The 23,925-nt window shown below is 42.3% G+C and carries 22 protein-coding genes; 11 read left to right on the top strand and 11 right to left on the bottom strand.

Translation table 11 applies throughout. The features are described 5' to 3' along the window. The first annotated feature begins 214 nt into the window (after nt 1–214). Both MHB45_RS01450 and MHB45_RS01445 read left to right on the top strand, forming a co-directional pair. The gene (locus tag MHB45_RS01450; protein ID WP_072272418.1) at nt 215–4,687 is read left to right on the top strand and encodes a glutamate synthase-related protein; all 4,473 of its coding nucleotides are present in this window, start codon (nt 215–217) and stop codon (nt 4,685–4,687) included. A gap of 331 nt (nt 4,688–5,018) precedes the next feature. Then, nucleotides 5,019–6,110, top strand: a complete 1,092-nt coding sequence (locus tag MHB45_RS01445; RefSeq protein ID WP_048678310.1) for an FUSC family protein — start codon at nt 5,019–5,021, stop codon at nt 6,108–6,110. 136 nt (nt 6,111–6,246) lie between these two features. Here MHB45_RS01445 and MHB45_RS01440 read toward each other — a convergent pair whose 3' ends face one another. Next, complete coding sequence (locus tag MHB45_RS01440) at nt 6,247–7,605, bottom strand: IS1182 family transposase (RefSeq protein WP_072272405.1); 1,359 nt, start codon at nt 7,603–7,605, stop codon at nt 6,247–6,249. A 327-nt stretch (nt 7,606–7,932) separates the two neighbouring features. Beyond that, the gene (locus tag MHB45_RS01435) at nt 7,933–8,391 is read right to left on the bottom strand and encodes a MarR family winged helix-turn-helix transcriptional regulator (protein WP_082196714.1); all 459 of its coding nucleotides are present in this window, start codon (nt 8,389–8,391) and stop codon (nt 7,933–7,935) included. Between the two features lie 328 nt (nt 8,392–8,719). On the opposite strand from MHB45_RS01435, the gene MHB45_RS01430 reads away from it, so the two are divergent. From MHB45_RS01430 to MHB45_RS01405, 6 genes are all read left to right on the top strand, one after another. Beyond that, entirely contained in the window at nt 8,720–9,358 is a 639-nt protein-coding gene (locus tag MHB45_RS01430) for an HlyD family efflux transporter periplasmic adaptor subunit (protein ID WP_048678315.1), read from the top strand. Between the two features lie 55 nt (nt 9,359–9,413). Continuing rightward, nucleotides 9,414–11,018 carry a DHA2 family efflux MFS transporter permease subunit gene (locus tag MHB45_RS01425; RefSeq protein ID WP_370023600.1) on the top strand — a complete coding sequence of 535 codons (1,605 nt, stop codon included), beginning with the start codon at nt 9,414–9,416 and terminating at the stop codon, nt 11,016–11,018. An 18-nt stretch (nt 11,019–11,036) separates the two neighbouring features. Further along, on the top strand, nt 11,037–11,567 hold the full coding sequence (locus MHB45_RS01420; protein ID WP_048678319.1) for an NAD(P)H-dependent oxidoreductase: 531 nt from the start codon (nt 11,037–11,039) through the stop codon (nt 11,565–11,567). Nucleotides 11,568–11,580: 13 nt separating this feature from the next. Further along, complete coding sequence (locus MHB45_RS01415) at nt 11,581–11,928, top strand: hypothetical protein (protein WP_048678321.1); 348 nt, start codon at nt 11,581–11,583, stop codon at nt 11,926–11,928. A gap of 292 nt (nt 11,929–12,220) precedes the next feature. Continuing rightward, a complete protein-coding gene (locus MHB45_RS01410; protein WP_048678324.1) occupies nt 12,221–13,138 on the top strand; it encodes an EamA family transporter in 918 nt (305 codons plus the stop codon). Nucleotides 13,139–13,472: 334 nt separating this feature from the next. After that, entirely contained in the window at nt 13,473–14,831 is a 1,359-nt protein-coding gene (locus MHB45_RS01405) for an IS1182 family transposase (protein WP_072272405.1), read from the top strand. Between the two features lie 156 nt (nt 14,832–14,987). On the opposite strand, the gene MHB45_RS01400 is transcribed toward MHB45_RS01405, so the two are convergent. From MHB45_RS01400 to fabL, 5 genes are all read right to left on the bottom strand, one after another. Continuing rightward, complete coding sequence (locus MHB45_RS01400; RefSeq protein ID WP_034305364.1) at nt 14,988–16,736, bottom strand: ABC transporter ATP-binding protein; 1,749 nt, start codon at nt 16,734–16,736, stop codon at nt 14,988–14,990. A 237-nt stretch (nt 16,737–16,973) separates the two neighbouring features. Further along, entirely contained in the window at nt 16,974–17,504 is a 531-nt protein-coding gene (gene ntdP, locus MHB45_RS01395; RefSeq protein WP_048685440.1) for a nucleoside tri-diphosphate phosphatase, read from the bottom strand. Between the two features lie 233 nt (nt 17,505–17,737). Then, nucleotides 17,738–17,992 carry a YgaB family protein gene (locus tag MHB45_RS01390; RefSeq protein ID WP_048685443.1) on the bottom strand — a complete coding sequence of 85 codons (255 nt, stop codon included), beginning with the start codon at nt 17,990–17,992 and terminating at the stop codon, nt 17,738–17,740. Nucleotides 17,993–18,152: 160 nt separating this feature from the next. Next, nucleotides 18,153–18,431, bottom strand: coding sequence for a gamma-type small acid-soluble spore protein (locus MHB45_RS01385; protein WP_048685445.1), 279 nt, complete (start codon nt 18,429–18,431; stop codon nt 18,153–18,155). A gap of 81 nt (nt 18,432–18,512) precedes the next feature. Further along, complete coding sequence (gene fabL / locus MHB45_RS01380) at nt 18,513–19,262, bottom strand: enoyl-[acyl-carrier-protein] reductase FabL (protein ID WP_048685448.1); 750 nt, start codon at nt 19,260–19,262, stop codon at nt 18,513–18,515. 66 nt (nt 19,263–19,328) lie between these two features. Between fabL and MHB45_RS01375 the strand changes: the two genes are divergently transcribed. Then, complete coding sequence (locus tag MHB45_RS01375; protein WP_034305377.1) at nt 19,329–19,553, top strand: hypothetical protein; 225 nt, start codon at nt 19,329–19,331, stop codon at nt 19,551–19,553. Between the two features lie 188 nt (nt 19,554–19,741). Here the strand turns inward: MHB45_RS01375 and mutY are convergent, their stop codons facing one another. Continuing rightward, nucleotides 19,742–20,860, bottom strand: coding sequence for an A/G-specific adenine glycosylase (gene mutY / locus MHB45_RS01370; RefSeq protein WP_048685451.1), 1,119 nt, complete (start codon nt 20,858–20,860; stop codon nt 19,742–19,744). A 208-nt stretch (nt 20,861–21,068) separates the two neighbouring features. Here mutY and MHB45_RS01365 point away from each other — a divergent pair, with 208 nt between their 5' ends. Then, entirely contained in the window at nt 21,069–22,046 is a 978-nt protein-coding gene (locus tag MHB45_RS01365; RefSeq protein ID WP_048685454.1) for a metal-dependent hydrolase, read from the top strand. Nucleotides 22,047–22,095: 49 nt separating this feature from the next. Here the strand turns inward: MHB45_RS01365 and MHB45_RS01360 are convergent, their stop codons facing one another. Continuing rightward, nucleotides 22,096–22,362 carry a YfhJ family protein gene (locus MHB45_RS01360; protein ID WP_034305384.1) on the bottom strand — a complete coding sequence of 89 codons (267 nt, stop codon included), beginning with the start codon at nt 22,360–22,362 and terminating at the stop codon, nt 22,096–22,098. A gap of 113 nt (nt 22,363–22,475) precedes the next feature. Between MHB45_RS01360 and MHB45_RS01355 the strand changes: the two genes are divergently transcribed. After that, on the top strand, nt 22,476–22,631 hold the full coding sequence (locus MHB45_RS01355) for a small, acid-soluble spore protein K (protein ID WP_034305387.1): 156 nt from the start codon (nt 22,476–22,478) through the stop codon (nt 22,629–22,631). Nucleotides 22,632–22,672: 41 nt separating this feature from the next. Here MHB45_RS01355 and MHB45_RS01350 read toward each other — a convergent pair whose 3' ends face one another. Then, the gene (locus tag MHB45_RS01350) at nt 22,673–22,984 is read right to left on the bottom strand and encodes a YfhH family protein (RefSeq protein WP_034305394.1); all 312 of its coding nucleotides are present in this window, start codon (nt 22,982–22,984) and stop codon (nt 22,673–22,675) included. Nucleotides 22,985–23,059: 75 nt separating this feature from the next. Next, the gene (gene recX / locus MHB45_RS01345) at nt 23,060–23,857 is read right to left on the bottom strand and encodes a recombination regulator RecX (RefSeq protein ID WP_048685457.1); all 798 of its coding nucleotides are present in this window, start codon (nt 23,855–23,857) and stop codon (nt 23,060–23,062) included. Nucleotides 23,858–23,925 lie beyond the last annotated feature (68 nt).

Here is a 23,925-nt window from a genome sequence, read left to right as displayed (position 1 = left end):
TCACAAAAATCCCATCAATCACAGCATCCATCCCATTGTATAAAAAATTGATTTCTGAATATTTAAATGATATGATATGGATACATTTATACACTTTCTTTCAATCTATCAAAACTTGGACTATTGTTCGGGTTTACTAATATTTCCCCCATTAAACACATGCTACAGGAGGTGAAAGGCAGAGAATAAGGATAACCTTATTCAAGCCACAAATATGGCCCAACAATGGACACCTGCTACATTCAATGAATTTCACAAGGAAGAACATGATGCCTGCGGAATCGTTTCCTGCATCGAAAAAAAGAAGATCCCTACTAACGAAAACATCTTTGCCTGTATCGACGCCCTGGTTAAAATGAACCATCGCTGCGGCTTCATCAATGGTGAGGGCGATGGCGCCGGCATCCATATCGATATTCCCCGGGCTCTTTGGAAAAAGAAACTTGAAGCGGCAAATGTCGATTCAGGCATCGTCGATCAAGATACCTTCATAGTCGGCCACTTATTTCTAAGCAAAAAAACAGAAGCGAACGACTTAAAGATCGAAGTTAAGGAGAAACTGCTCCAACATGGTCTCTCATTGATATTCGAAACGGATAAAGCCTACCGTTCCGAGGCATTGGGACCGATTGCCATTCAAGAAGACCCAGTGTTCTGGCAATTTGCCTGTTCCTCAACCATCAATAACAACCAGGAGCTTTCAAATGTTCTTTTTGAGCTGACTTCCGACATCGAAAAAAGCGATTTCATCCATGTTGCCTCTTTAAGCCAGCATCATGCGGTATACAAAGTGATGGGTGCGGGGGATACGCTCCCTGCCTATTATCTTGATCTTGCCGATCCTTTGGCTGCCTCCACCATGACACTGGGACATAATCGGTTTTCAACCAATACTCTATCAAGCTTCTTCCGGGTCCAGCCTTTCAGCGTGCTTGGTCATAATGGCGAAATCAATACCATCGCCAAATTGCGTGATGAAGCGAAAATGATCGGAGTTCCCATCGCTAAAGATGGAAGCGACTCTCAGGATTTAAACAAGACGATCGAAACTTTCATCTGCCGTCATGGCTACTCTTTATTTGAAGCTGTCGATCTTATGTTTCCGCCAATCATCAACGAAATCAAGGAATATCCCGAGCACTTACAAGACTTATATACGTATTTAAGGGAAGCATGGGGTCATTTTGCACAAGGTCCGGCAGGCATCATCTCCCGTTTCGGCGATGAAGCCGTATTCTCTGTCGACTCTCTAGGCTTGCGCCCGTTATGGAATATTGAAACGGAATCATCCTATATGTTCACTTCCGAACCAGGAATCATCCCTTCCAGTGAATATACCGGAGATCCGAAGCCGATGGGTCCAGGGGAGAAAATCGGGTTGAAATGGAACGGCGACCGAATTGAATTGTACACATACAAGGATTACCAGGATAAAGTGTTTGAACTATTCAATGATCGTTTCGTCCTTTCCAATGACCGAGTCCGCTTACAGCCCCAGGCTTTTGAAAAGGTTGTCTCCATGACAAACACGCAAGCCATTCATAATGGTCAGTATAAAGCCTTTGGGTGGGAAAGGGAGCATGTCCAATTAGTGGAGCAGATGGCCGAAAAAGGCGCTGAGCCCATTCGTTCACTTGGTCATGATGCGCCGCTGGCAGCACTTAATCCCCAACGGACCAACATTGCTGATTTCATCAAGGAAAGCGTGGCCGTTGTAACCAACCCGGCGATCGACCGGGACCGGGAAACCGAGCACTTCTCAACAAGGACGATCATAGGAAAGCGCCCTTCCCTATTCGAAGCGAATAAGGCAGGAAAGGTGACGGAGCTGCTGACTCCCTTATTGATCGAAGGATCAACGGGTTATGAGTGCTCATCCATCGTATCGCAGCCAAGCTACGACCAGTTCATTAAATATAACCAAGATCAAAAACTCGTGCACATCATTTCAAGCACATTCAAAGAGGATGAAAACATCACGGATGCCCTGGCCAGGATTACGGATGAAAGTGTCAATGCTGTGGATGAAGGAAAAACGCTGCTCGTTCTGGATGATGCCCTTGCCCATCAAAACGGCAACCTTTGGCTTGATCCACACCTGGTCACTTCAGCCGTCGACCAAGCGTTGGTCCGTACAGGCAAGCGTCGTGATTGTTCCATCCTTTTACGTTCAGCATCGCTAAGGTCACTGCATGATATCATCGTTTCTTATGGTCTTGGGGCCAACTTAATCAGCCCCTATTATATGTTCCTTTCCTTATCTTCAGATGACCATAAGGGGGTTACCAATCTATATAACTCCTTGACGAAAGGGCTTGAGAAAGTCATCTCCACCATTGGCATTCATGAGCTGCGCGGCTATGGAAGACTTTTCTCAAGCATTGGTTTACATGAGGAAATTGCGAAATATCTAAATGTGGCTAATTTTTTCGGATCCAATGATCTGGACTATAATTTTGATAAAATCAAGGCAGATGCCATCCAGCGTGCAGAGGATTACGGCAATGAAAAAGAACGGATGGGCAAGACCTTCCATCTGTTCCCTAGAATCTGGAAATCCATCGGGGAAGTTGCTTCAACCGGGGACTACGATGCTTATCGCGAAAAGATCACTGAACAGGAAGAATCCAATCCGACGACGATCCGCCACTTGACATCATTAAAAACTTCAGATGCTTCCGTCCCTTCTGAAGAAGTCAGCCTTTCGGTCGGTGAACAGGAATTGCCGTTCGTCATAGCCTCCATGTCCTTTGGATCACAAAATGAGATTGCTTTCCGGGCCTATGCAGAAGCTGCCGAGAGGCTAGGCATGATTAGCATGAATGGCGAAGGCGGGGAAATAAAGGATATGCTGGGCAAGTACCCGAAATCCCGCGGACAGCAAATCGCTTCCGGACGTTTCGGTGTCAATGCAGAACTCCTGAACTCTTCAAATCTATTGGAAATTAAAATTGGTCAAGGGGCAAAACCCGGTGAAGGCGGTCACCTTCCCGGTTCCAAGGTCACAGCGAAAATCGCAGAAGCCCGAAATGCAACAATCGGTTCCGATTTGATCTCCCCTTCCAATAACCATGATATATACTCAATTGAAGATTTGGCCCAAATGATCCATGAGCTAAAAACGGCAAATGACAAGGCAAAAGTTGCCGTCAAAGTACCAGTCGTTCCAAACATCGGTACGATTGCTGTCGGTGTCGCAAAAGCCGGGGCCGATATCATAACGCTTTCCGGTTTTGATGGCGGAACGGGTGCTGCCAGGATCCATGCACTCTCACATGTCGGCCTACCGGTTGAGATCGGTGTGAAAGCGGCCCATAATGCACTGCTTGAATCAGGTATCCGGCAGAACGTTGAAATTTGGGCTGACGGTGGGTTAAAAAGCTCGCTGGATGTTTTGAAGGTGATGCTGCTTGGGGCAAATCGTGTAGGCTTTGGGACCCTTTCGATGATTGCAGTCGGCTGCACAACGTGCCGCGGATGTCACCTTGATACTTGCCATGTGGGCATCGCCACCCAAATTGAATCGGAAGCTCAGGCGAAAGAACACGGGCTGCGCCGTTTTGTTCCACGTAAATTTGATTTAGCCGTTCAGGGGTTAACGAATATGTTCAGTGCATTTGCAAAAGAACTCAAATCTTTGACCGGGTCACTTGGGGTGAAGAATCTTCAGGATATCGTCGGGCGTTCTGATTTGCTGCAGCAAGTTAAAGGTCAACAATCATTGGATTTAACCTATTTATTAAAAAATCTGGATATAACACCGTTCTCGCATAAGGAAGCGGCGGCATATTTGAATGAAGGCTCCATGCAGGTAGCCGTTGGCGCCGAATATCTTGATTCGCATGTAGATGACCTGCAGCAATCCCGCAGCTATAGCTCGATCACTTCCGAGCAGCGTGTACTCGGCAGCAGGGTCTCCTGTCACCGCGTTAGGGGCAGATTGGATGGATCATACAAAAAACTTCCTCCCGTTCACCTATCCTACCAGGATGGTTCCATTCCGGGTAATGGACTTGGGGCATACAATACGGAGGGAATTTCAATCAGCGTGAATGGCGGTGCCCAGGATGGTATCGGCAAAACATCGATTGGCGGTAACATTGCCATCTTTAAATCTCCAGGAAAAGATGGGAAGTTTTACAATGGCTCTGTCGGTAAGGGCTTTGGTTACGGTGCACAGCATGGTCTCCTCATTGCCCAGGGAGATGCCGATGCCAGGGCGGGAATCCGGCTTTCCGGTGCGGATATGATCATTGGCGGATTATTGAAACAACCGCTTCCTAAAAAGGAAAACGGTAATATTGCGGTAACATCCAATATTAAGGGATTCGCTTTTGAATACATGACAAATGGAAGAGGTTTAGTTCTTGGTGATCCCGGTCCATGGATTTGCGCAGGGATGACAGGCGGTGTCGTTTATTTACGGCAACAGCCTGAATCTGGATTAACCAAAGAGGTCATTAAGAAACGGGTTGCGAAAGGGGCAAAGATTTCCATTGAGTCCCTATCTGCAAAAGGCCTGCAGGATGTGGCCGAACTCCTTGGCAAATATACGGCCCTTTTGAAAGATCATGGCCAAACCGAAGAAGCGGCCTCTTTAGAGACACTGCTTCAGAATCCTGGAGAGCACTTCCTTCAGGTCGTTCCAGTTAAAGAACAGGCGGATCCTGCTGTATCCACGGAGTGATGCCGAAAATATATATTAAAAAAGGCTGATGCTCTTCAATTCGAGCATCAGCCTTTTCCCGTCATATACCTCTGGGCTCGTCTTCAAACGCTTGAAAAACAATGTTGAAAGCAATCAAGAAATTGCCTATCGTTTCTTTATATATTAAACTTGATTTTAACTATTGTAACTCTTAGGAAAATCCTGTATATTACTTTTTGTTTACATCATCTTATTTTAGTGTAAAGTACTAGCAAATAAGTTAGAATACAACTTTAAGCAAAGGCCTATATATTAATAGAGCCTTTTCTCGCCAGATCCATTACAACACAAAGAAAGGATTAACCCATATATGAAGTTTGGTGCCCGCATTCTCAAAACAGGAATAGCAATTGTTTTAGCGCTTTACCTATCGGAACTGCTTAACCTTCCTGCTCCTGTCCTTTCTGGGATTGCTGCAATTTTTGCAATACAGCCGACCATTTACCGTTCATATCAAACGGTATTGGAGCAAATTCAAGGAAATATCATTGGCGCATTGGTTGCTGTCTCCTTCGTTTTGTTGTTCGGAAATGATATTTTTATGATCGGTCTTGCCGTAATGGTTGTCATAACCATCAATTTAAAACTGAAAATGGATAAAACGATTGTCCTTTCCATCGTGACGGTCATTGCCATCATGGAAAGCCAGGACGGGGAATTCCTTAATTTTGCCTTTATTCGTCTCTCATCCGTTTTGCTTGGAATCGTTTCTTCGTTTATCGTGAATCTTGTTTTCATTCCTCCAAAGTACGAAGCAAAGCTTTATACACGCATTACAGATGTAACGGAAGACATCTTGAAATGGATCAGAATCAGCACAAGACATGCTACAGAACACACTTTATTGAAAAAGGACATCAGCCGATTGAAGGCGGAGTTGCTCGATTTGGAACATATCTATTCCATGTACAAAGAGGAACGGGAATATTTCAAGAAGAACAGTGTTGCTAAAGCACGAAAGCTTGTCGTTTATCGGCAAATGATCATAACGACGAAAAAAGCGTTTGAAACCTTGAAGAGAATCCATAAATTCGAGAATGAAGTATATCAAATGCCTGAAGATTTCCAACGGAGCATCCTACAGCAGCTTGATTCCTTGATTCGCAAGCATGAGCAGTTGATATTACTGCATATCGAAAAAATCAAGTCAATCGAGGAGATTGAAGATTGGGACCAGGATTGTTTAAGTCGTAAAGAGCTGCTCGCCCATTTTTTCGAACAGCAGAATCAAGTGGACGAAATGCATGATAACCTAGGCCACCTCTCTGCCCGCCTTGTTCCATTGATTTCTGCAGTCATAGAATATGACGAACAATTGGAACACCTTGAAAAGCTGATCGTCAGCTTCCAGTCCTTCCATAAGGAAGATAACGAAATATCTGTCCAGTATGAAGAAGATTAAAAAAAGACGGTTCCCGGGAACCGTCTCAGTTTGTCGACAAAAGGGGTTCGGAATTAAAAAATTCTGAACCCCTTTTGAAATTCCCTTTGAATTTTCGCCTAAAGTTTAGAGATTGGGGCTCTACGAGCCCACTATGTTAGGCCATTTTTGGACCTTGCCATGTCCAATTGGCCATCTTCTTTAAATTAATGGCAGCGAAAGTAAGCATCGCCTGCATCGACAATTTTTTAAGTCCCCTTAAAGTAGTCCAACGCATACCATGCTTTTCTTTTGCATCTGCGAATACACGCTCAATCGTTTCTTTACGTTTTGCATATATAGGTTTTACATCTTGATGATGACGCAGATGATCTGCTTCTTCCACATGTGTTTGCCAGATATGCCGTGTCACCACTTTTTGACAGTCTTTGCTTTCTGTACACCGAGATAAAAATGAGCATGTTGTACAAATTTGTTTTGGCGATTTGTACTCGCGATAGCCCTCTTTATTTGTTGTTGAGTACTTTAAAGTTTCGCCCGAAGGGCAAAGGTAACAATCAAAATGTTCATCGTATACATAGTCCTGTTTGCGGAAAAATCCTTCTTTGGTGCGAGGACGTGTATAAGGTAAAGCCGGTATGATTTCTTTGTTAAATAGGTAGCTTGTAATCGCTGGTGTTTTATAAGCTGCATCTGCGGCAACGGCTTCCGGTTTTCCAACTTTCTCAATCACTTGTTCAACTAGTGGCTCTAAGATCTGACTGTCATGTGTATTTCCAGGTGTTACAATCGTTCCCAATACAAAACCGTTGCGGTCTGCGGCCGCGTGGAATGAATAGGCAAACTGTTTTGTTCGTTCATCTTTCACATAGTAGCCACTCTCAGAATCCGTTGTACTTTCTTTAATCTCTTTGGTCTCTTCTTTATCAAATTTATCTGGTGGAAAAGGCTTTTTTCCATGGTTTTCACGATCTTGATTGATTTCTTCTTGAAGACGTCCTTGATACGCTCGTGTTTCTTTACGAACGATTTTCTTTTCAAATTTCCGTTTATTCGCACTGGCTTTCACATGTGTGGAATCCACGAAAACGTGTTCAGCACTTATTAACTTTTTATTAGCAGCTGTCATTAAAATGCGATAGAAAATCTGTTCAAACAGATCTGTATCTTTGAAGCGTCGCTCATAATTTTTCCCGAACGTAGAGAAATGAGGTACTTTATCATGGAAACCATAGCCTAAGAACCAACGGTAAGCCATATTGGTTTCAACTTCTTCAATCGTTTTACGCATGGAACGAATACCGAAGGTATATTGAATGAAAGTCAGTTTAACTAAAATAACTGGATCAATACTTGGGCGTCCTACCTCTGAATACATATCTTTCACCAAGTCATAAATGAAAGTGAAGTCAATGGCAGCCTCCATTTTACGAACCAAATGGTTCGGTGGTACCAGTTGATCTAAAGTAATCATTTCAAGTTGATCTCGCTGAATAGAATCATGTTTAGAAAGCATCCTCATCACCTCAAGTTTTAATACTTCTATTTTAAAACAAACATGACTCCAGGCAAAAGTGTTCTATCTAAAAGGTAAGACAAAGTTGATTGGAACGGAAGGTACGAGACTCCTGCGGGAAAAGCGCGTCTAGGGGAGACCCCGCAGGCGAAAGCCGAGGAGGCTCCCCGACCGCCCGCGGAAAGCGAGTGCCTGGAGTGGAAATCAACGTCCAAATTGTACAAGCCATAAAAATAGACAAACTCGATTTTCATCGAGTTTGTCTACAGTCTGAGACGGTTCCCGGGAACCGTCTTTTTTTCGTCTCTATTTAGAGCATGCCCTCATTCAATCATCCAAAAGGTTCTTATCAGCAGCCTTTTCAATCGTATCCAATTTCTTCAAAAGATCCTGAAGCTCGTCTTCCGAGAATGAATTGAAGTTCTTGCCCATCAATTTGTTATGATCCGCAAGGACTCTCCCCAAAATCGCTTCCCCAGCCTCTTTCAATTCAAGGTTGATGACCCTGCGATCCTTATCAGAGGGCTGCCGTTTCACATAATCCATTTCGACCAACTTATCTACAAAGACGGTAATCGCACTTGGCTTTACGGTTAAGAAGTCAGCCAGCTGGGTCGATTTAATCGACCCCTCTTTTTTCAATATCAATAAAATGAAAAACTGAGGCGATGTTAATCCATAAGGCTGAAGATTTTTTGCTACGATGGCCCTAAGCTTCTTCCTAATCCGAAAAATCTGCATCTCTATACTATTAGTTACTTCCCATTTAAATTCCAGCCTTCTCACTCCTTATATAGGACAATCCTACCTCTTAAATTTAATTAAATGGCATTCCAATGTCAACTTTACTTTCCATATATCCTTAAAACTAAAAAAAATTCAAATTTTTACTATTTCACTGTATTTATTTCCCACCATTATTCCGAATAAATTACATGACAAAAAATAATTAAACTGGTAAACTCTTTACTTAATAATATTAATACTTATAAAAATTAATATTTATTAAAATTAATAAATAACATTTAGAATAGGAGGCGATGTCATTTCTAGCTAATGAACGTAAATCAAAAAAAAGGAACACATCATCAATATATTTTTGGAGGCGAAACAAGTGAATAGAGGACGTTTAGTTTTAATCAATGTCATTGGTTTGATTATTATAATAGCGGCATTGGCCGGTGGGGCTTATTACTATTATGAAAGCACGAATTTCATTAAAACGGATGAAGCGAAAGTGTCAGGTGAGCTATATACCATCGTTGCCCCCGCTGCCGGTAAACTAGCAGATTGGGACTTACACGAAGGAGACAGTGTAAGTAAGGATGACAAAGTTGCCAATGTAACTACCTTAGACGGTAAAGAAGCGGTAAAAACCGCAGCACAAGGTACGATCGTTAAAACACAAGTGCATGATGAGCAGCTTGTTCAAGCAGGTCAAACGCTAGCTCAAACCATCAATATGGAAGATCTGTCCATAACGGCTAATATTGAAGAAAATAAATTGAAGGATATCGAAAAAGGTGACAGCGTCGATATTATCATCGATGGAGATCCCGATACGGTCTTCGAAGGTACATTGGAACAGATCGGTTATGCTACAACGTCTGTCTTTTCAGTGATGGGCAATCAAAACAGCAGCGGAAACTATACGAAAGTCACTCAAAAAGTACCAGTGAAAATTTCCATCAAAGCACCATCCGATAAAGTTCTGCCTGGAATGAACGCAGAAGTGAAAATTTCGACTAAATAAACCGGCTACACAGTTATACAGAAAGGAGGCTTTTCTTTAAATGGCTTCTCAAACCATCACAGTAAATGAAAACAAGGGAATGAAACAGTTTGCCCCCATGTTAATTATCCTAATGCTAGGTTTGTTCATGGTCATTTTGAATCAAACCCTGCTTAGTGTCGCCATGCCTAGGATGATGGCAGAATTCAATGTAGCCGCGACTACGATTCAATGGTTATCAACTGGATTCATGCTCGTGAATGGAGCCTTGATTCCACTTTCCGCTTTTTTAATAGAACGGTTTGGCACGCGCATTTTATTCCTGGCTGCCATGTTTCTATTCACCGTCGGGACATTCATCTGCGGCATCGCACCAAATTTCCCCGTCATCCTTACAGGCCGGCTGATTCAGGCCGCTGGCGGCGGAATCCTGCAGCCCTTGGTCATGACGATCATTCTTTTCATCTTCCCTCCGGAAATGCGCGGGAAAGGTATGGGGATCTTTGGACTTGCCATTATGTTTGCCCCTGCAATCGGCCCGACTTTATCAGGTTGGGTCATTCAGGAATATAGCTGGCGGGTCATGTTCTACGCAATGGTGCCATTAGGCATGATCGTCATGACACTCGCCTTTTTAAGTATGCGTAATGTAGCGGAACCAAAGAAAATCAAATTGGATTTGCTTGGTGCCTCTCTATCCTTGCTAGGTGTTGCATCATTACTATACGGTGTCAGTGAAGCAGGTTCCAAAAGCTGGACGGATCCAATCGTTCTGGGAACGATCATCATTGGGCTGATCCTTTTGACGCTTTTTGTGGTTCAACAGCTAAAATCGGAAACACCCATGCTCGACTTCCGTGTATTTAAGTATGACATGTTCGTATTATCCAATATCATTTCTGCAATCGTCACAGTGGCCATGTTTACCGGGATATTCTTATTGCCTATATATTTGCAGACTTTAAGAGGCTTCACACCAGTTCAATCCGGCCTGTTGATGCTACCCGGAGCCCTTGTGATGATGGTGATGTCACCCATTTCAGGAGCATTATTTGACAAAATCGGACCTCGTCCATTAGCACTGATTGGGTTGGCGATCACTGCCGTCACAACCTTCGAATTCGCTAAATTGACTACGGAAACAACCTATTCGACTTTGGTCATCATCTATGCCATCCGCGCACTTGGAATGTCTTTACTGATGATGCCGATCATGACTGCTGGGATGAATCAACTGCCTAAGCATTTGAATACACATGGTACGGCAATGAGCAATACGCTGAAACAAGTGACCGGTGCCATTGGTACGAGCTTCGTGACGACCATTTATACAACCCGTGCTTCTTTCCATGGAACTGCTTTAGGAACGGAAATGAGTACGAGTGATCCCGGTTTTGTTCAGAATTTCCAAACTATCGTTCAATCCATCATGACTTCGATGAATCAAACTAGTGAACAGGCACAGGAAACTGCCATGTCGCTGATTTCTTCTCAAATCCAGGGTCAAGCAAATGTGATGGGAATCAATGATGCATTCTTTTGGGCAACAGGCTTCGCAATTGCCGGCATCGTTCTCTCACTATTTTTGCGCGACGTTCGGAAGGATAAAGCAATGAAACAAGCTAAACAAGAACCTTTGGATGTACCTTTGCTTCCTTCGCCAGTAAAAAAATCGGTTTAATTGAATGGAGGATTTAAAATGAAGATCTATGTTGTTTACGACAGTGAAGGTAACCATACGAAAGCACTTGCCGAATCAATAGCTCAAGGAGCCGCTGCGGTTCCTGGGGCTGAGGTTCTCATTGACCATGTAAACGAGGCGGATGTTTATAAGCTTCAGGAAATGGATGCGATCATTTGGGGCTGTCCCGGTCATTTCGGAACCATCAGTTCGAGTTTGAAAACATGGATCGATAAACTTGGGTATCTATGGGCGGAAGGTGCGCTGATCAATAAAGTGGGGGCGGTGTTCTGTACCACGGCCACCGTACATGGCGGACTCGAGGCTACCATGCTGAACTTAATCACCCCTATGCTTCATCAGGGCATGATCATTGTCGGCTTGCCCGGCACTGTCCCGGAAAATGCCTTATATGGTTCCTACTATGGAGTAGGGATAAGCTGTCCGCCCGGTGTGGATGACAATATCGCCAAAAATGACTTGAAGCTTGGAGAAGCATTAGGAAAACGGGTAGCCCATGTCACCCGTTCATTTATAAACGGGCTCTAGGAGGCTTGATTCAATGGGCATAATTCTAATTATCATCGTTGCCATATTAGCGGTTACGGGCTTGATCACATTCAATATCAAAGCCCTATCACCTGAAGGTAAGCTGCCTGCAGTCGAGGAAGAGAATTCGTTGGAAGAGTCCGCTTTCCCGACTGCAGATGATTCCATTACCGAAATCATCTCCCCGACAGACAATGATGAATTGAAAATGAAAGATCAGGATTATCGTTTGGCTCTTTCCAAGCTTCATGAACAAAAACCAAATGATGAGCCAACTGCAGAAAAAAAGCCTGATATTCGCAAAATGAAAGACAAGGAATACCGTGGTACATTGGAGGACTTCCGACAGAATGGCGATTGAAATCCCCCCCCATTAGGCTAATTTGCCATTTGGGGGTTTTGTTTTATATGCCATTGAATGGATCTTCCCTTACCTCTGCCACCACCTTCAACTTAGTGATCGATGTTCAGGCTTTAACTTTATTTTCTGGTTGACAAATATTCACAAAGACTTTAAGCTAAGGTAATGCAACGCATACAATTTGTTAAACTCAGCTTTTGTTGAGAGACGGAATTTTAAAAGGATTTCCTTTTTTCGTTCGTCACTTGCCTTTTTGGCAGGTGGCGATTTTTATTTTTATAGGGGTGAAAATATGCAACTTTTGAAGTATTCCATAATGGTCTTAATCGGTTCGATTTCATATGGCACTTTATCCACCATGATGAAGTTTGGATTCATGGATGGCCATTCTTCTGGAGAACTGGTCGGCAGTCAATATCTTGTCGGTTGGCTGATTGTCTCCGTTATATTTCTCTTTTCGTTTAAATATAAAGTTTCATGGAAGAGTGCCGGATTACTTTTAATCACGGGCATGATGTCCACTTTCGTCGGAAAGGCATATGCCGTTTCCGTATCCGAGCTTCCCGCTTCGATTGCCGTTGTCTTTTTATTTCAATTTACCTGGATAGGCGTCCTTATTGAAAGCTTCTTAAATAAAAGACGCCCGGATAAAAATAAACTCATTGCCATTTTCGTTCTTTTCATCGGTACATTATTGGCAGGGGCGATCTTTGGTCAGCCTCTATCTGGCCTAAGCCTAAAAGGTGTATTGTTCGGACTATTGTCTGCATTGCTTTTTGCGCTGTATATGTACTGCAACTCTCAATTCGCTGTTGGGGAATCTTCCATGAAACGGCTGTTTTTCATTGCAACGGGTGGTATGCTGACTGCTGTATTCACGACTAACCCCGTCACACTTGTGACGAATCTTGTCCAGACGAACCTATGGTACTACGGTCTGCTGCTCGGCACATTGGGTGTTTTAGTTCCTTTCTTTTTCTTTGCTGTCAGTTTACCGAAAGTGGGGGTCGGGCTTGGAACGATTCTTTGTGCTGCGGAACTGCCTTCAGCGATGGTCGTTTCCGTCATCTTCTTGAATGAACAGGTTACGTCACTGCAATGGTTCGGGATGTGCTTGATCATCGTCGGCATCGCCTTGCCTGAGGGAATAAAGCATCTGCCGCATTTCCTTCCTGGAAAAAAAACGCTGCATGAAAAAAGGATTTCATAACGTGCATGCACAAGTTCGTTTCAGAATAAAAAAGAAGACCATTCCTTTAGCGGAATGGTCTCAGACTGTAGACAAACTCGATGAAAATCGAGTTTGTCTATTTTTATGGCTTGTACAATTTGGACGTTGATTTCCACTCCAGGCACTCGCTTTCCGCGGGCGGTCGGGGAGCCTCCTCGGCTTTCGCCTGCGGGGTCTCCCCTAGACGCGCTTTTCCCGCAGGAGTCTCGTACCTTCCGTTCCAATCAACTTTGTCTTACCTTTTAGATAGAACACTTTTGCCTGGAGTCATGTTTGTTTTAAAATAGAAGTATTAAAACTTGAGGTGATGAGGATGCTTTCTAAACATGATTCTATTCAGCGAGATCAACTTGAAATGATTACTTTAGATCAATTGGTGCCACCGAACCATTTGGTTCGTAAAATGGAGGCTGCCATTGACTTCACTTTCATTTATGACTTGGTGAAAGATATGTATTCAGAGGTAGGACGCCCAAGTATTGATCCAGTTATTTTAGTTAAACTGACTTTCATTCAATATACCTTCGGTATTCGTTCCATGCGTAAAACGATTGAAGAAGTTGAAACCAATATGGCTTACCGTTGGTTCTTAGGCTATGGTTTCCATGATAAAGTACCTCATTTCTCTACGTTCGGGAAAAATTATGAGCGACGCTTCAAAGATACAGATCTGTTTGAACAGATTTTCTATCGCATTTTAATGACAGCTGCTAATAAAAAGTTAATAAGTGCTGAACACGTTTTCGTGGATTCCACACATGTGAAAGCCAGTGCGAATAAACGGAAATTTGAAAAGAAAATCGTTCGTAAAGAAACACGAGCGTATCAAGGACGTCTTCAAGAAGAAATCAATCAAGATCGTGAAAACCATGGAAAAAAGCCTTTTCCACCAGATAAATTTGATAAAGAAGAGACCAAAGAGATTAAAGAAAGTACAACGGATTCTGAGAGTGGCTACTATGTGAAAGATGAACGAACAAAACAGTTTGCCTATTCATTCCACGCGGCCGCAGACCGCAACGGTTTTGTATTGGGAACGATTGTAACACCTGGAAATACACATGACAGTCAGATCTTAGAGCCACTAGTTGAACAAGTGATTGAGAAAGTTGGAAAACCGGAAGCCGTTGCCGCAGATGCAGCTTATAAAACACCAGCGATTACAAGCTACCTATTTAACAAAGAAATCATACCGGCTTTACCTTATACACGTCCTCGCACCAAAGAAGGATTTTTCCGCAAACAGGACTATGTATACGATGAACATTTTGATTGTTACCTTTGCCCTTCGGGCGAAACTTTAAAGTACTCAACAACAAATAAAGAGGGCTATCGCGAGTACAAATCGCCAAAACAAATTTGTACAACATGCTCATTTTTATCTCGGTGTACAGAAAGCAAAGACTGTCAAAAAGTGGTGACACGGCATATCTGGCAAACACATGTGGAAGAAGCAGATCATCTGCGTCATCATCAAGATGTAAAACCTATATATGCAAAACGTAAAGAAACGATTGAGCGTGTATTCGCAGATGCAAAAGAAAAGCATGGTATGCGTTGGACTACTTTAAGGGGACTTAAAAAATTGTCGATGCAGGCGATGCTTACTTTCGCTGCCATTAATTTAAAGAAGATGGCCAATTGGACATGGCAAGGTCCAAAAATGGCCTAACATAGTGGGCTCGTAGAGCCCCAATCTCTAAACTTTAGGCGAAAATTCAAAGGGAATTTCAAAAGGGGTTCAGAATTTTTTAATTCCGAACCCCTTTTGTCTACAAACTGAGACCATTCCTTTAGCGGAATGGTCTTCTTTTTTATCTTGTATTCCTTAAGAATCCAATTGTTGTACTTGAAATAGGTTGTAGTAATTCCCTTGCTTTTTCATAAGTTCTTCGTGTGTTCCCATTTCCGTAATTTCCCCATTATCGATATGAATGATCCGATCGGCATGGGTGATGGTTGATAACCGATGGGCGACGATGATCGTGGTCCGGTTTTTCGCCAAAATATCCAGCGCCTCCTGGATAAAGTGTTCACTTTCCAAATCCAATGCGGAGGTGGCTTCGTCAAGAACAAGGATTGGCGGGTTTTTCAAAAATACCCTCGCAATGGCCACCCGTTGCTTTTGGCCACCGGATAATTTAACTCCCCGCTCCCCGACTTTCGTTTCATATCCTTCTTTTAGACCCATGATGAAGTCATGGGCATTCGCCGCCTTTGCCGCTTCAAATACTTCTTCATCACTTGCATCAGGTCGTCCCATAAGGATGTTGGCCTTAACCGATTCACTAAATAAGATATTATCCTGTAGAACCATTCCTATTTTATCTCTTAGGCTGCGGACTTGATATTTACGGATATCCGTCCCATCCAATAATACCCTTCCCTCCGTTACATCATAGAAACGGGAAATCAAACTGACGATCGAGGATTTCCCGCCGCCGCTCATACCGACAAGTGCAATGGTCTCCCCTGGTTTAACATCCAAGTTTATATGTTTCAAAACGGGTGCCTCTTTCTCGTCATAAGCAAACGATACATCCTGAAAGGTTATTCGGCCATCTACATGCTTCAGCTCTTTCGCCCCTGGTTCGTCATCGATATCATACTTCTCATCCACAAACTCAAAAACCCTGTCCATGGACGCCAGTGTCTGGGTCATTGTCGTCGAAGAGTTAACTAAACGTCTGAGGGGATTATATAGCCGGTCAATGAAACCGACGAAAGCAACCATGGTACCCAGTGACAATTGTTCATGAATGACCTGATAACCGGCAAATCCTATCACGAGCAAGGGGGCAATATCCGTAATCGTATTCACGACAGCGAAGGACTTGGCATTCCAGCTCGTATGCTTTAGGGCCTTATCGAGGAAATTCTTGTTCTGCTTCGCAAACAATTCCTGTTCCCTGTCTTCTATCGCGAAGCTTTTGATGACTGACATCCCTGAAACCCGTTCATGAAGGTGACTCTGTACATCCGCTAAGGCTTGGGACCGAATCCTTGTATAGGTTCTCAGCTTGCCAAAGAAATGCTTAATCGAAAATGCGTAAAATGGAAGCATGATGATGGATACAATGGTTAATTTCACGTCCATCGTAAACATGATGACTATCACTATGATGATCGTTGCGATATCGAGCCAAAGGTTCATCAAACCCGTGATGACAAAGTTCTTCGTTTGTTCCACGTCCGTGATCATCCTTGAAATGACCTCGCCCACCCTTGTATTGGAATAATATTTAAAACTCAGTTTCTGTATATGAGTAAATAAATCATTACGAATATCATATAAGATTTTCGTTCCGGTCCATTGAGCGAAATATTGTCTGTAATACTCAATCGGCGGTCTAACTGCAACAAAAATGAATATCATGATAGCCATCGCCCATATAAGGCGTTCGGACTTCACGGCTTTGGACAGATCACCGTTTCCAATGATGTCATCCACTATATACTTACTGAGCAATGGAAGCAAAAGCGGAATCGCGAACTTTAGCAATCCAATCAGTACCGTTCCGATTATCTGCCATTTATATGGTTTGACGAATTGCAAATATCTCTTAATGCTCCCCACGGAATTCCTCCTTTTCTTAATCAACAAATGCTAAAAAAAGCCCATAACGGTCAATTGGGAATCTTATATGCACTATTCAATTATATTTTCCTTTTCGGTAATTAACTATCAAAAGGATCACTTTCATAAACATTTGTAGGAGGTTAAATGGTTCCTGCGTATTGAAAGATTGAATCAGATGATGTAGGTACGATACACAATGAAAAAGCCTGCCAATTATGCAGCAGGCCTTTTCTATCATCGATAGGTTAAAAAACGTTCATACCAACTATCAATAAACTCTGCGGAGAATGGTCCTTTTCGCTGGCGTATCATATAAATCAAATAGTCTACGTTCTGTTTCAATATTGAATCGATGGCATCCGGGTAATTCATTTCTTTCCGATGCCTTTCATATTCATCCTCATCCAGCAAATTAAACGTCATATCTGGGAATACTTTAATGTCCAGGTCATAATCAATGTATTTCAATGCTCCCGAATCGTATGTGAACGGCGAACTGATATTGCAATAATAATAAACCCCGTCCTCTCTCAACATACCAATAACATTAAACCAATACTTTGAATGAAAATAGCAAATCGCCGGCTCTCTCGTAATCCAGGTCCTTCCATCTGATTCCGTTACCATAGTACGGTCATTCGCTGCTATCACCAGATTTTGGGTCCCTTTTAAAACGGTTGTCTCTTCCCAGATACGATGGATATGTCCATTATGTTTATAGCTATGGATTTGGATTTTTCCTCCTTCGGCAGGAACAATCCCCATTTATCTCTCCCTACTTTCTATAGACACCCTGACAGCGTACTGTGCCCTATTCCGTTTGCAGTTGTTGTGTGTATTTAAAATATATACTTTTTTCCATTTACCCTATATTCCTATATTATAGCGATTTATTCATAAATTTAAAACAAAAGTGGCTAATCTCCCAGTGAAAATGTGTAAATAAGTCGAAAAAGTCTGACCATCCACCCATTTCATCTAAGAAATTAGCCGGTTATTTATCGTATGGCTGCCTGTCCTTGCTGAAAATAACGGATGACTTCTTCCGTTTGCTTTTCGAACATTTCATGGATACTTTTCAATTCCTGCTTTTTTAGTTGAATCTCTTCCTGAATGGTCACCGCTTCACTCTCCTCTTCAAGGGCAAGGAGTTGCTTCTCTATATCTTGGCATCTTTCGATTTCGGATTGTAAAAGTAAAAGCTTATCCATCGTTTTCAACTGGTTGTTTATAAGCCGGTTAAATTCCTCCATGAATGCACCTTCCTAATCTGTATTTTTTCTATAGTATGTATATTCTATTTTTATCAGCTTTCTCCTTTGACATAAAATGTAAACACGACGAAACATTTGTCGAATCCAATGGAAGGCAAAAAAAAGCACCCTTCATAAGAAGGATGCTTTTCATCGGCAATTAGCCTTGGTTTTTATTGCTTTGAGATTTTTGGTTTTGTTGTTTCACTTCTTGAACGTTAGTTTCAGAAGCAAACTCTGTACCGAATTGGCCTTGTGCTTGACCTTGGCCTTTTCTTTGTTGAGATTGCGCGTTTTGTTGTCTTACTTCTTGAACGTTAGTTTCAGAAGCAAATTCTGTACCGAATTGGCCTTGGCCTTGCTGAGATTGCGCGTTTTGTTGTCTTACTTGTTGAACGTCAGTACCTGCTTGTGATTTATTCATGTTGTTTTTAGCCATTGATATCACCTCCACGATAATAAGATAACCATTATCCCGGAGTGCTATCCAACAAAAATCATTTAAATTTTTCCAGTTACATTAAACAAGCAATGAAATGCCTCCATCAACTATTACGGTTTGTCCACGAATCATCCTGGCCCCATCGGAAATTAAAAACAGGATGGTATTCACCATATCTTCCACCTCGACCATGCGTCCAGCGGGAGTCTGTTCTGCCGCCTCAGCAAGCATTTCATCCCGATTCGGGAAAGACTTCAGGGCATCCGTATCGATCACACCGCCTGAAACGGCATTGACACAAATGTTTTTAGCAGCCAATTCGACCGCTAAATATCTTGTCAGGGCTTCAAGCGCAGCTTTGGAAACTCCAACAGCTGTATAATTTTTCAAATAGCGAATGGACCCTAGTGAACTGATGCTGACGATTTTCCCCCCGCCGTTCCTCTCCATTAATTTCGCCGCTTCCTGTGCGCAGAAAAGGAGGGCTTTTGTATTGATGTCCATGGTCCAATTCCAATGGGATTCCTCCAGCTCCATCAATGGACGCTGCACGCCTGAGGCCGCATTATTGATGAAGATATCCAAACGTCCATAATAAGCATCGATTTCCTCGAACATGCTTTTCACTTTCGCAACATCACCGACATTTGCCTTGACTACAAGGGCTTTTCGCCCCAACGCTTCAATTTCGGCTGCCACTTCTAATGCTTTCGACTTGCTCCGGGCATAATTAATAACGAGGTCGTAACCCTCCTCTGCAAGCCTTATTGCCGTGCTTCTGCCTAAACCTTTACTGCTACCTGTAACGAGTGCCACTTTTTGTTCCATTCGTTTATTCATCCTTTCTGAGTAAACACCGAGTAATAAAAATCTTTTTTAAGGAGTGTTACTGTTATGTATGTTGGACGTGATATGACTGAGTTGTCGATGATGAAAAAATCGGATTGGGAAAATAGTGAACTTGCCTATTTTCATCACTCCCTTCAACAAATGGTACCTTATTTAAACCAAGAAGGACAGAGTATCCATAGCGAAATCGTCAAAGAAATTGAAAATAGAGGCGGACTTAACAGGCAAGAAGCCGATTATACTCATGGAACGAAAACCAGTTACGAATGATTTTATACGGATATTGCTTTGAAAATCAACAAAAGGAAGAGGATATCTTATCGGATATCCTCTTTCTATGCATATATCACGGTTTCATTATAAGGCATTATCGCCATGGCACAATCAGGGCTGTCCCCCAATAATGTTAACGAACATCTCATCGCACTCCCAAAATTGAATGAACCTAATTACTCAGCTTATTCAATGCACTCTTTTTCTTTATACGCCTTCATCATTTTTTGGTGGGAGACCGGAAATGCCAACTCCTCCATCTCTGCTTCACTCACCCACTTAAGTTGCTGTTCTTTTAGCGTCTCTTCACCGATGTCCTCTTTGACCACACCGATATACGTGTCCACTTTCCAAACGAGATGTGAGAAAACATGTTCAATTCTCACAAGTGATTCAGTGATTTCCGGTTTGACGCCATACATTTCCTTAAACCGACTCTCGAAGAATTCCCTCTTATGCAAGAGGGATGTATGGTTTTCGAAATTCGGATATTCCCAAAGATTAGCTAGCAATCCTTCTGACGCTCGCTTGTGAATTAAAAATTCACCTTTTTCATTCGTTAAAACTGCAGCTACAATTGGTACATCCCTTGTTTTTTTCTTTTGGATTTTTACCGGCAATTCCGACTGAACCCCTGCTTCAAATGCTAGACAATGACTTTGAACGGGGCATAATAGGCAGGCAGGCTTACCAGGTGTGCAGATTAATGCTCCAAGTTCCATCAAGGCTTGATTGAAGGCAGAGGTATGTTCATGATCGATCAGCTTCCTGACGGCAGCTTCGAATGTTTTTCTTGTCTTTGGCTTTGCTATGTCTTCATATATCATTAATATCCTTGATAAAACACGCATGACGTTTCCATCAACGGCTGGCTCCGGCTTGCCGTATGCGATACTTAGAATCGCACCGGCAGTATATGGGCCGACACCTTTCAATTTGGAGATTTCCTCGGGATCATCCGGTACAATCCCATTGTAGGATGCCTTCACTTCCTGAACGGCACTATGCAGATTCCTTACACGCGAGTAATATCCCAGCCCTTCCCAAGCTTTCAGGACCTTCTCTTCATCTGCATTGGCAAAGTCCTCGAGTGTCGGGAACCATTCGATGAACCGGTTGAAATAAGGAATCACCGTATCCACTCTCGTTTGCTGCAGCATTATTTCAGAAACCCAAACGCGGTAAGGGTCCTTATTTTCCCTCCATGGCAATTCTCTTTGTTCTTCGAGAAACCAGGAAACCAAATCCTTTTGAAATTCATCGATTTTTATTTTTTCTATTGTCGGGATCGTTATTTCTTTCACATCAGTTCCTCCAAAGATGTTACACTCTAATCAAAATTGGGAATACCTATAGTAGGCCATTCTTTTTTTAATATCATGTTCATATCCATTTATTTGTAACGGGTCACTTGAAATAAATCAAAATTATATTCATTTGATGGTTAATATATAAATACGGTATGATGAAAGAAGACCATTTTTTTCAAATTGTGGCAAGGAGGTTAGTTTTTTGGATACAGGTACTCACTTTGTCATGGGAATTGCTCTTGGAGGTCTTGCCACATTAGATCCCGTCATTGCGCAGAGCCCAGTTACTGCAAGTGCAGTCATAGCAGGTACGATATTGGGATCACAAGCTCCGGACATTGACACCGTTTTAAAATTAAGGAATAACGCTGTATATATACGTAACCACCGTGGAATCACGCATTCCATTCCCGCTGTTTTACTTTGGCCCTTGATTATCAGCGGAGCAATTTTCGCCATCATACCTGAAGCAAATTACCTTCATCTTTGGCTTTGGACCTTTTTAGCCGTATTCCTTCACGTATTCGTGGATATATTCAATGCTTATGGGACCCAGGCTCTTAGGCCGATTTCGTCAAAATGGGTAGCTTTAGGGGTCATCAATACATTCGATCCATTCATTTTTGGAATACATGTTGCAGGCCTGATATTATGGGGCTTCGGATTTCCTCCAGGCTATTTATTTCTTTCCATTTACGGGATACTCGTCATTTATTACATTTCCAGGTTCAGGGAACAAGCTTTTATAAAAAGAGTGGTCAAACAGCAAATTCCTGGAGCAAGGAAAATTCTTTTATCACCGACGATGCGTTTTCATCGCTGGAAAATTGCGGTGATTACCGAAAAGAATTATTATGTGGCACGAGCCGATAATGGATATGTGAAGATTCTTGATACGTTCGATCGAGTGCCCTTGCCTGAAAGTGAAATTCTCGAAGCCGCCAAGAAGGATATCAACTTGGCAGCCTTTCTGTCCTTTTCTCCGGTTTATCGCTTCGAAATCGAACAGATAAAGGAATATTACGAAGTCCGTTTTATCGATCTAAGATATCGCAGCAATGGATATTACCCGTTTGTGGCAGTGGTCCATTTAGACAGCGAATTGAATATCTTGAATTCTTATACCGGCTGGATCTTTAGCGAAGCGAAGCTGCAGAAGAAATTGAATATTATTTTGTAGTATATTGAAAAAGAGCTGATTCCAGGGAACTCCTCTGGAATCAGCTTTTTTAATGCAGTCGATTCTGCTGATTTAATAACTGCTGATATTTAGGGTTCTTTGCAATGAATTCGTGGAATTGCTCACCGTAGTTATCAATCCAGGTCCTTACAACGCGCGATGTCATTTCTTCACCGGCATATTCATGCCCAGCCTTTGCATAGGTCGCTTCGAAATCTTCCCATAATAATTCCACCCAAGTCAAAGCTTGCTCATACGTGATGTGTTCATTTTTCTCAAGCAGTATCTTGGTTAATCTTTCATGGTAATCATTCATTAGAACCACCTCATTGCCAATATTTTTACAGAATGAACTATACTGTCCCATACCCATACTAGTTGTAAGCGGAAACGCTTCTTTCTTAATCTGATGCTTGGAGGAGAAAAAATTTGCGAAATAAACAAAAAGGATTCCCCAACCAAAACAATAACAAATTCCAAGGCGAGCCCCGTGCAAAGGCAAGATATGCTTCAAAGCGTGCAGATGGAAGTATTAATACACACCCTCAAGAAAGAATGAAAGCTTCAAACGAGCGATCTAATTAAAAGGTACATCAGAAGGAACCGGGTACTTCCCCGGTTCCTTTTTATTTCAGCATTGAAATCGGGAGTGCTTCTTCCTTACCGCTACCGCCCAAGCGGTAACCCCAAGCGAATACGCCGTTCATATAATCAATTTTGAAATAGACACCGGGATCTCCGTCAATTTGATATATTTCACCTTTTTTGAAATCATCAGGATTTAACAAATAGGCCTTGGCCATCGTCACTTTTCGTTCCAATACTGAATATTCATTAACCATTCCCAATTGCTCTGCTTTTCTCGCTTTTTCAGTCAACGCTGCGATTTCCTGTTGTAGTTCATAGGCAGACAGCTTGCTGTATCTTACGTCGCTCATATATATGACTCCTCAAATGAATTATTAAATTACTTCTATATTAAACAAAATTTTGTGATTTGGCTATTGATGCACTTAATCACCATCAGGATTGGAAAGATAACGCTCAATCAATTCTATTGGAAAACCTTTTCGGTATAATGCCTGCTTCATTTTTTGTTCATATTCGAAGCCTTCATGGTTTTTATATCGGCGTTGCATTTTTTCGGCATGGTGGCAAAGGGAATCCCATTGTTCATCCTCATCCTTTTCAACCGTCACATCTTCAAGTGCTTCATGGATGACATCTCTTGGGAAACCTTTCCGTAACAAGGTTTGTTCAACCTTCAGCCTTAAAGCTCGTTCGGAAATGTTTTTTTCCTTTTTGACCGCTTTTCCAGCCAGATTCCTTGCATGTTCAATTTGAATATCATAAGGGTATTCCTTCAATGCCTCGACAATCAACTTATCTTGCACCCCCTTTTCCTTAAGCTCAAGCTTAAGGGTAGTGGGCCCTTTATTCCCTCCATTCACATGGGTCCGCACGTAAGCCTTGGAAAATTCAAGGTCGTCTAAATAGTTAAAACTGTATAGTTTATGTATCGCTTCCTTAATGATCGGCTCTTCCGTTTCCTTCTTTTTTAAATAAAGGCGAATTTCCGATTCCGAGCGCATCCGGTATGATAAATAATTAAGTGCATCGGTAAATGCTTTTTGGATTTCATCATGGAATTGTATTTCGGCCAAAAGCAGGTCATCAAGTTCCATACCCTTTTTCAACTGAAATTTCAATAGCACTTCTTCGTCTACACTGAAGGCATATTTTTCGTCGACGAAGATGTTATAACGATCTTTACGTTTCTTTTGGGTTGTTATTTTTGTTATGTTTGGCATAAATCCACCCCCCACACCTACTTTACCCCTTTACGTTTACCATTTCTATATATAGCATGCCTAAAAAT

Source organism: Peribacillus sp. FSL K6-5616, from assembly GCF_038008245.1.
Lineage (GTDB): Bacteria > Bacillota > Bacilli > Bacillales > DSM-1321 > Peribacillus > Peribacillus frigoritolerans.
This window is presented reverse-complemented; position numbering and strand designations above follow the sequence as displayed.

What these genes read in the sequence shown, in the direction of transcription:
- MHB45_RS01350 (WP_034305394.1), bottom strand. Translation starts at nt 22,984, where the DNA reads ATGAGCGACGTAAGATACAGCAAGCTGTCTGCCTATGAACTACAACAG.
- MHB45_RS01405 (WP_072272405.1), top strand. Translation starts at nt 13,473, where the DNA reads ATGCTTTCTAAACATGATTCTATTCAGCGAGATCAACTTGAAATGATT.
- MHB45_RS01450 (WP_072272418.1), top strand. Translation starts at nt 215, where the DNA reads ATGGCCCAACAATGGACACCTGCTACATTCAATGAATTTCACAAGGAA.
- MHB45_RS01420 (WP_048678319.1), top strand. Translation starts at nt 11,037, where the DNA reads ATGAAGATCTATGTTGTTTACGACAGTGAAGGTAACCATACGAAAGCA.
- MHB45_RS01410 (WP_048678324.1), top strand. Translation starts at nt 12,221, where the DNA reads ATGCAACTTTTGAAGTATTCCATAATGGTCTTAATCGGTTCGATTTCA.
- ntdP (WP_048685440.1), bottom strand. Translation starts at nt 17,504, where the DNA reads ATGGGGATTGTTCCTGCCGAAGGAGGAAAAATCCAAATCCATAGCTAT.
- recX (WP_048685457.1), bottom strand. Translation starts at nt 23,857, where the DNA reads ATGCCAAACATAACAAAAATAACAACCCAAAAGAAACGTAAAGATCGT.
- MHB45_RS01360 (WP_034305384.1), bottom strand. Translation starts at nt 22,362, where the DNA reads ATGAATGATTACCATGAAAGATTAACCAAGATACTGCTTGAGAAAAAT.
- MHB45_RS01415 (WP_048678321.1), top strand. Translation starts at nt 11,581, where the DNA reads ATGGGCATAATTCTAATTATCATCGTTGCCATATTAGCGGTTACGGGC.
- MHB45_RS01390 (WP_048685443.1), bottom strand. Translation starts at nt 17,992, where the DNA reads ATGGAGGAATTTAACCGGCTTATAAACAACCAGTTGAAAACGATGGAT.
- MHB45_RS01385 (WP_048685445.1), bottom strand. Translation starts at nt 18,431, where the DNA reads ATGGCTAAAAACAACATGAATAAATCACAAGCAGGTACTGACGTTCAA.
- MHB45_RS01440 (WP_072272405.1), bottom strand. Translation starts at nt 7,605, where the DNA reads ATGCTTTCTAAACATGATTCTATTCAGCGAGATCAACTTGAAATGATT.
- MHB45_RS01375 (WP_034305377.1), top strand. Translation starts at nt 19,329, where the DNA reads ATGTATGTTGGACGTGATATGACTGAGTTGTCGATGATGAAAAAATCG.
- fabL (WP_048685448.1), bottom strand. Translation starts at nt 19,262, where the DNA reads ATGGAACAAAAAGTGGCACTCGTTACAGGTAGCAGTAAAGGTTTAGGC.
- MHB45_RS01445 (WP_048678310.1), top strand. Translation starts at nt 5,019, where the DNA reads ATGAAGTTTGGTGCCCGCATTCTCAAAACAGGAATAGCAATTGTTTTA.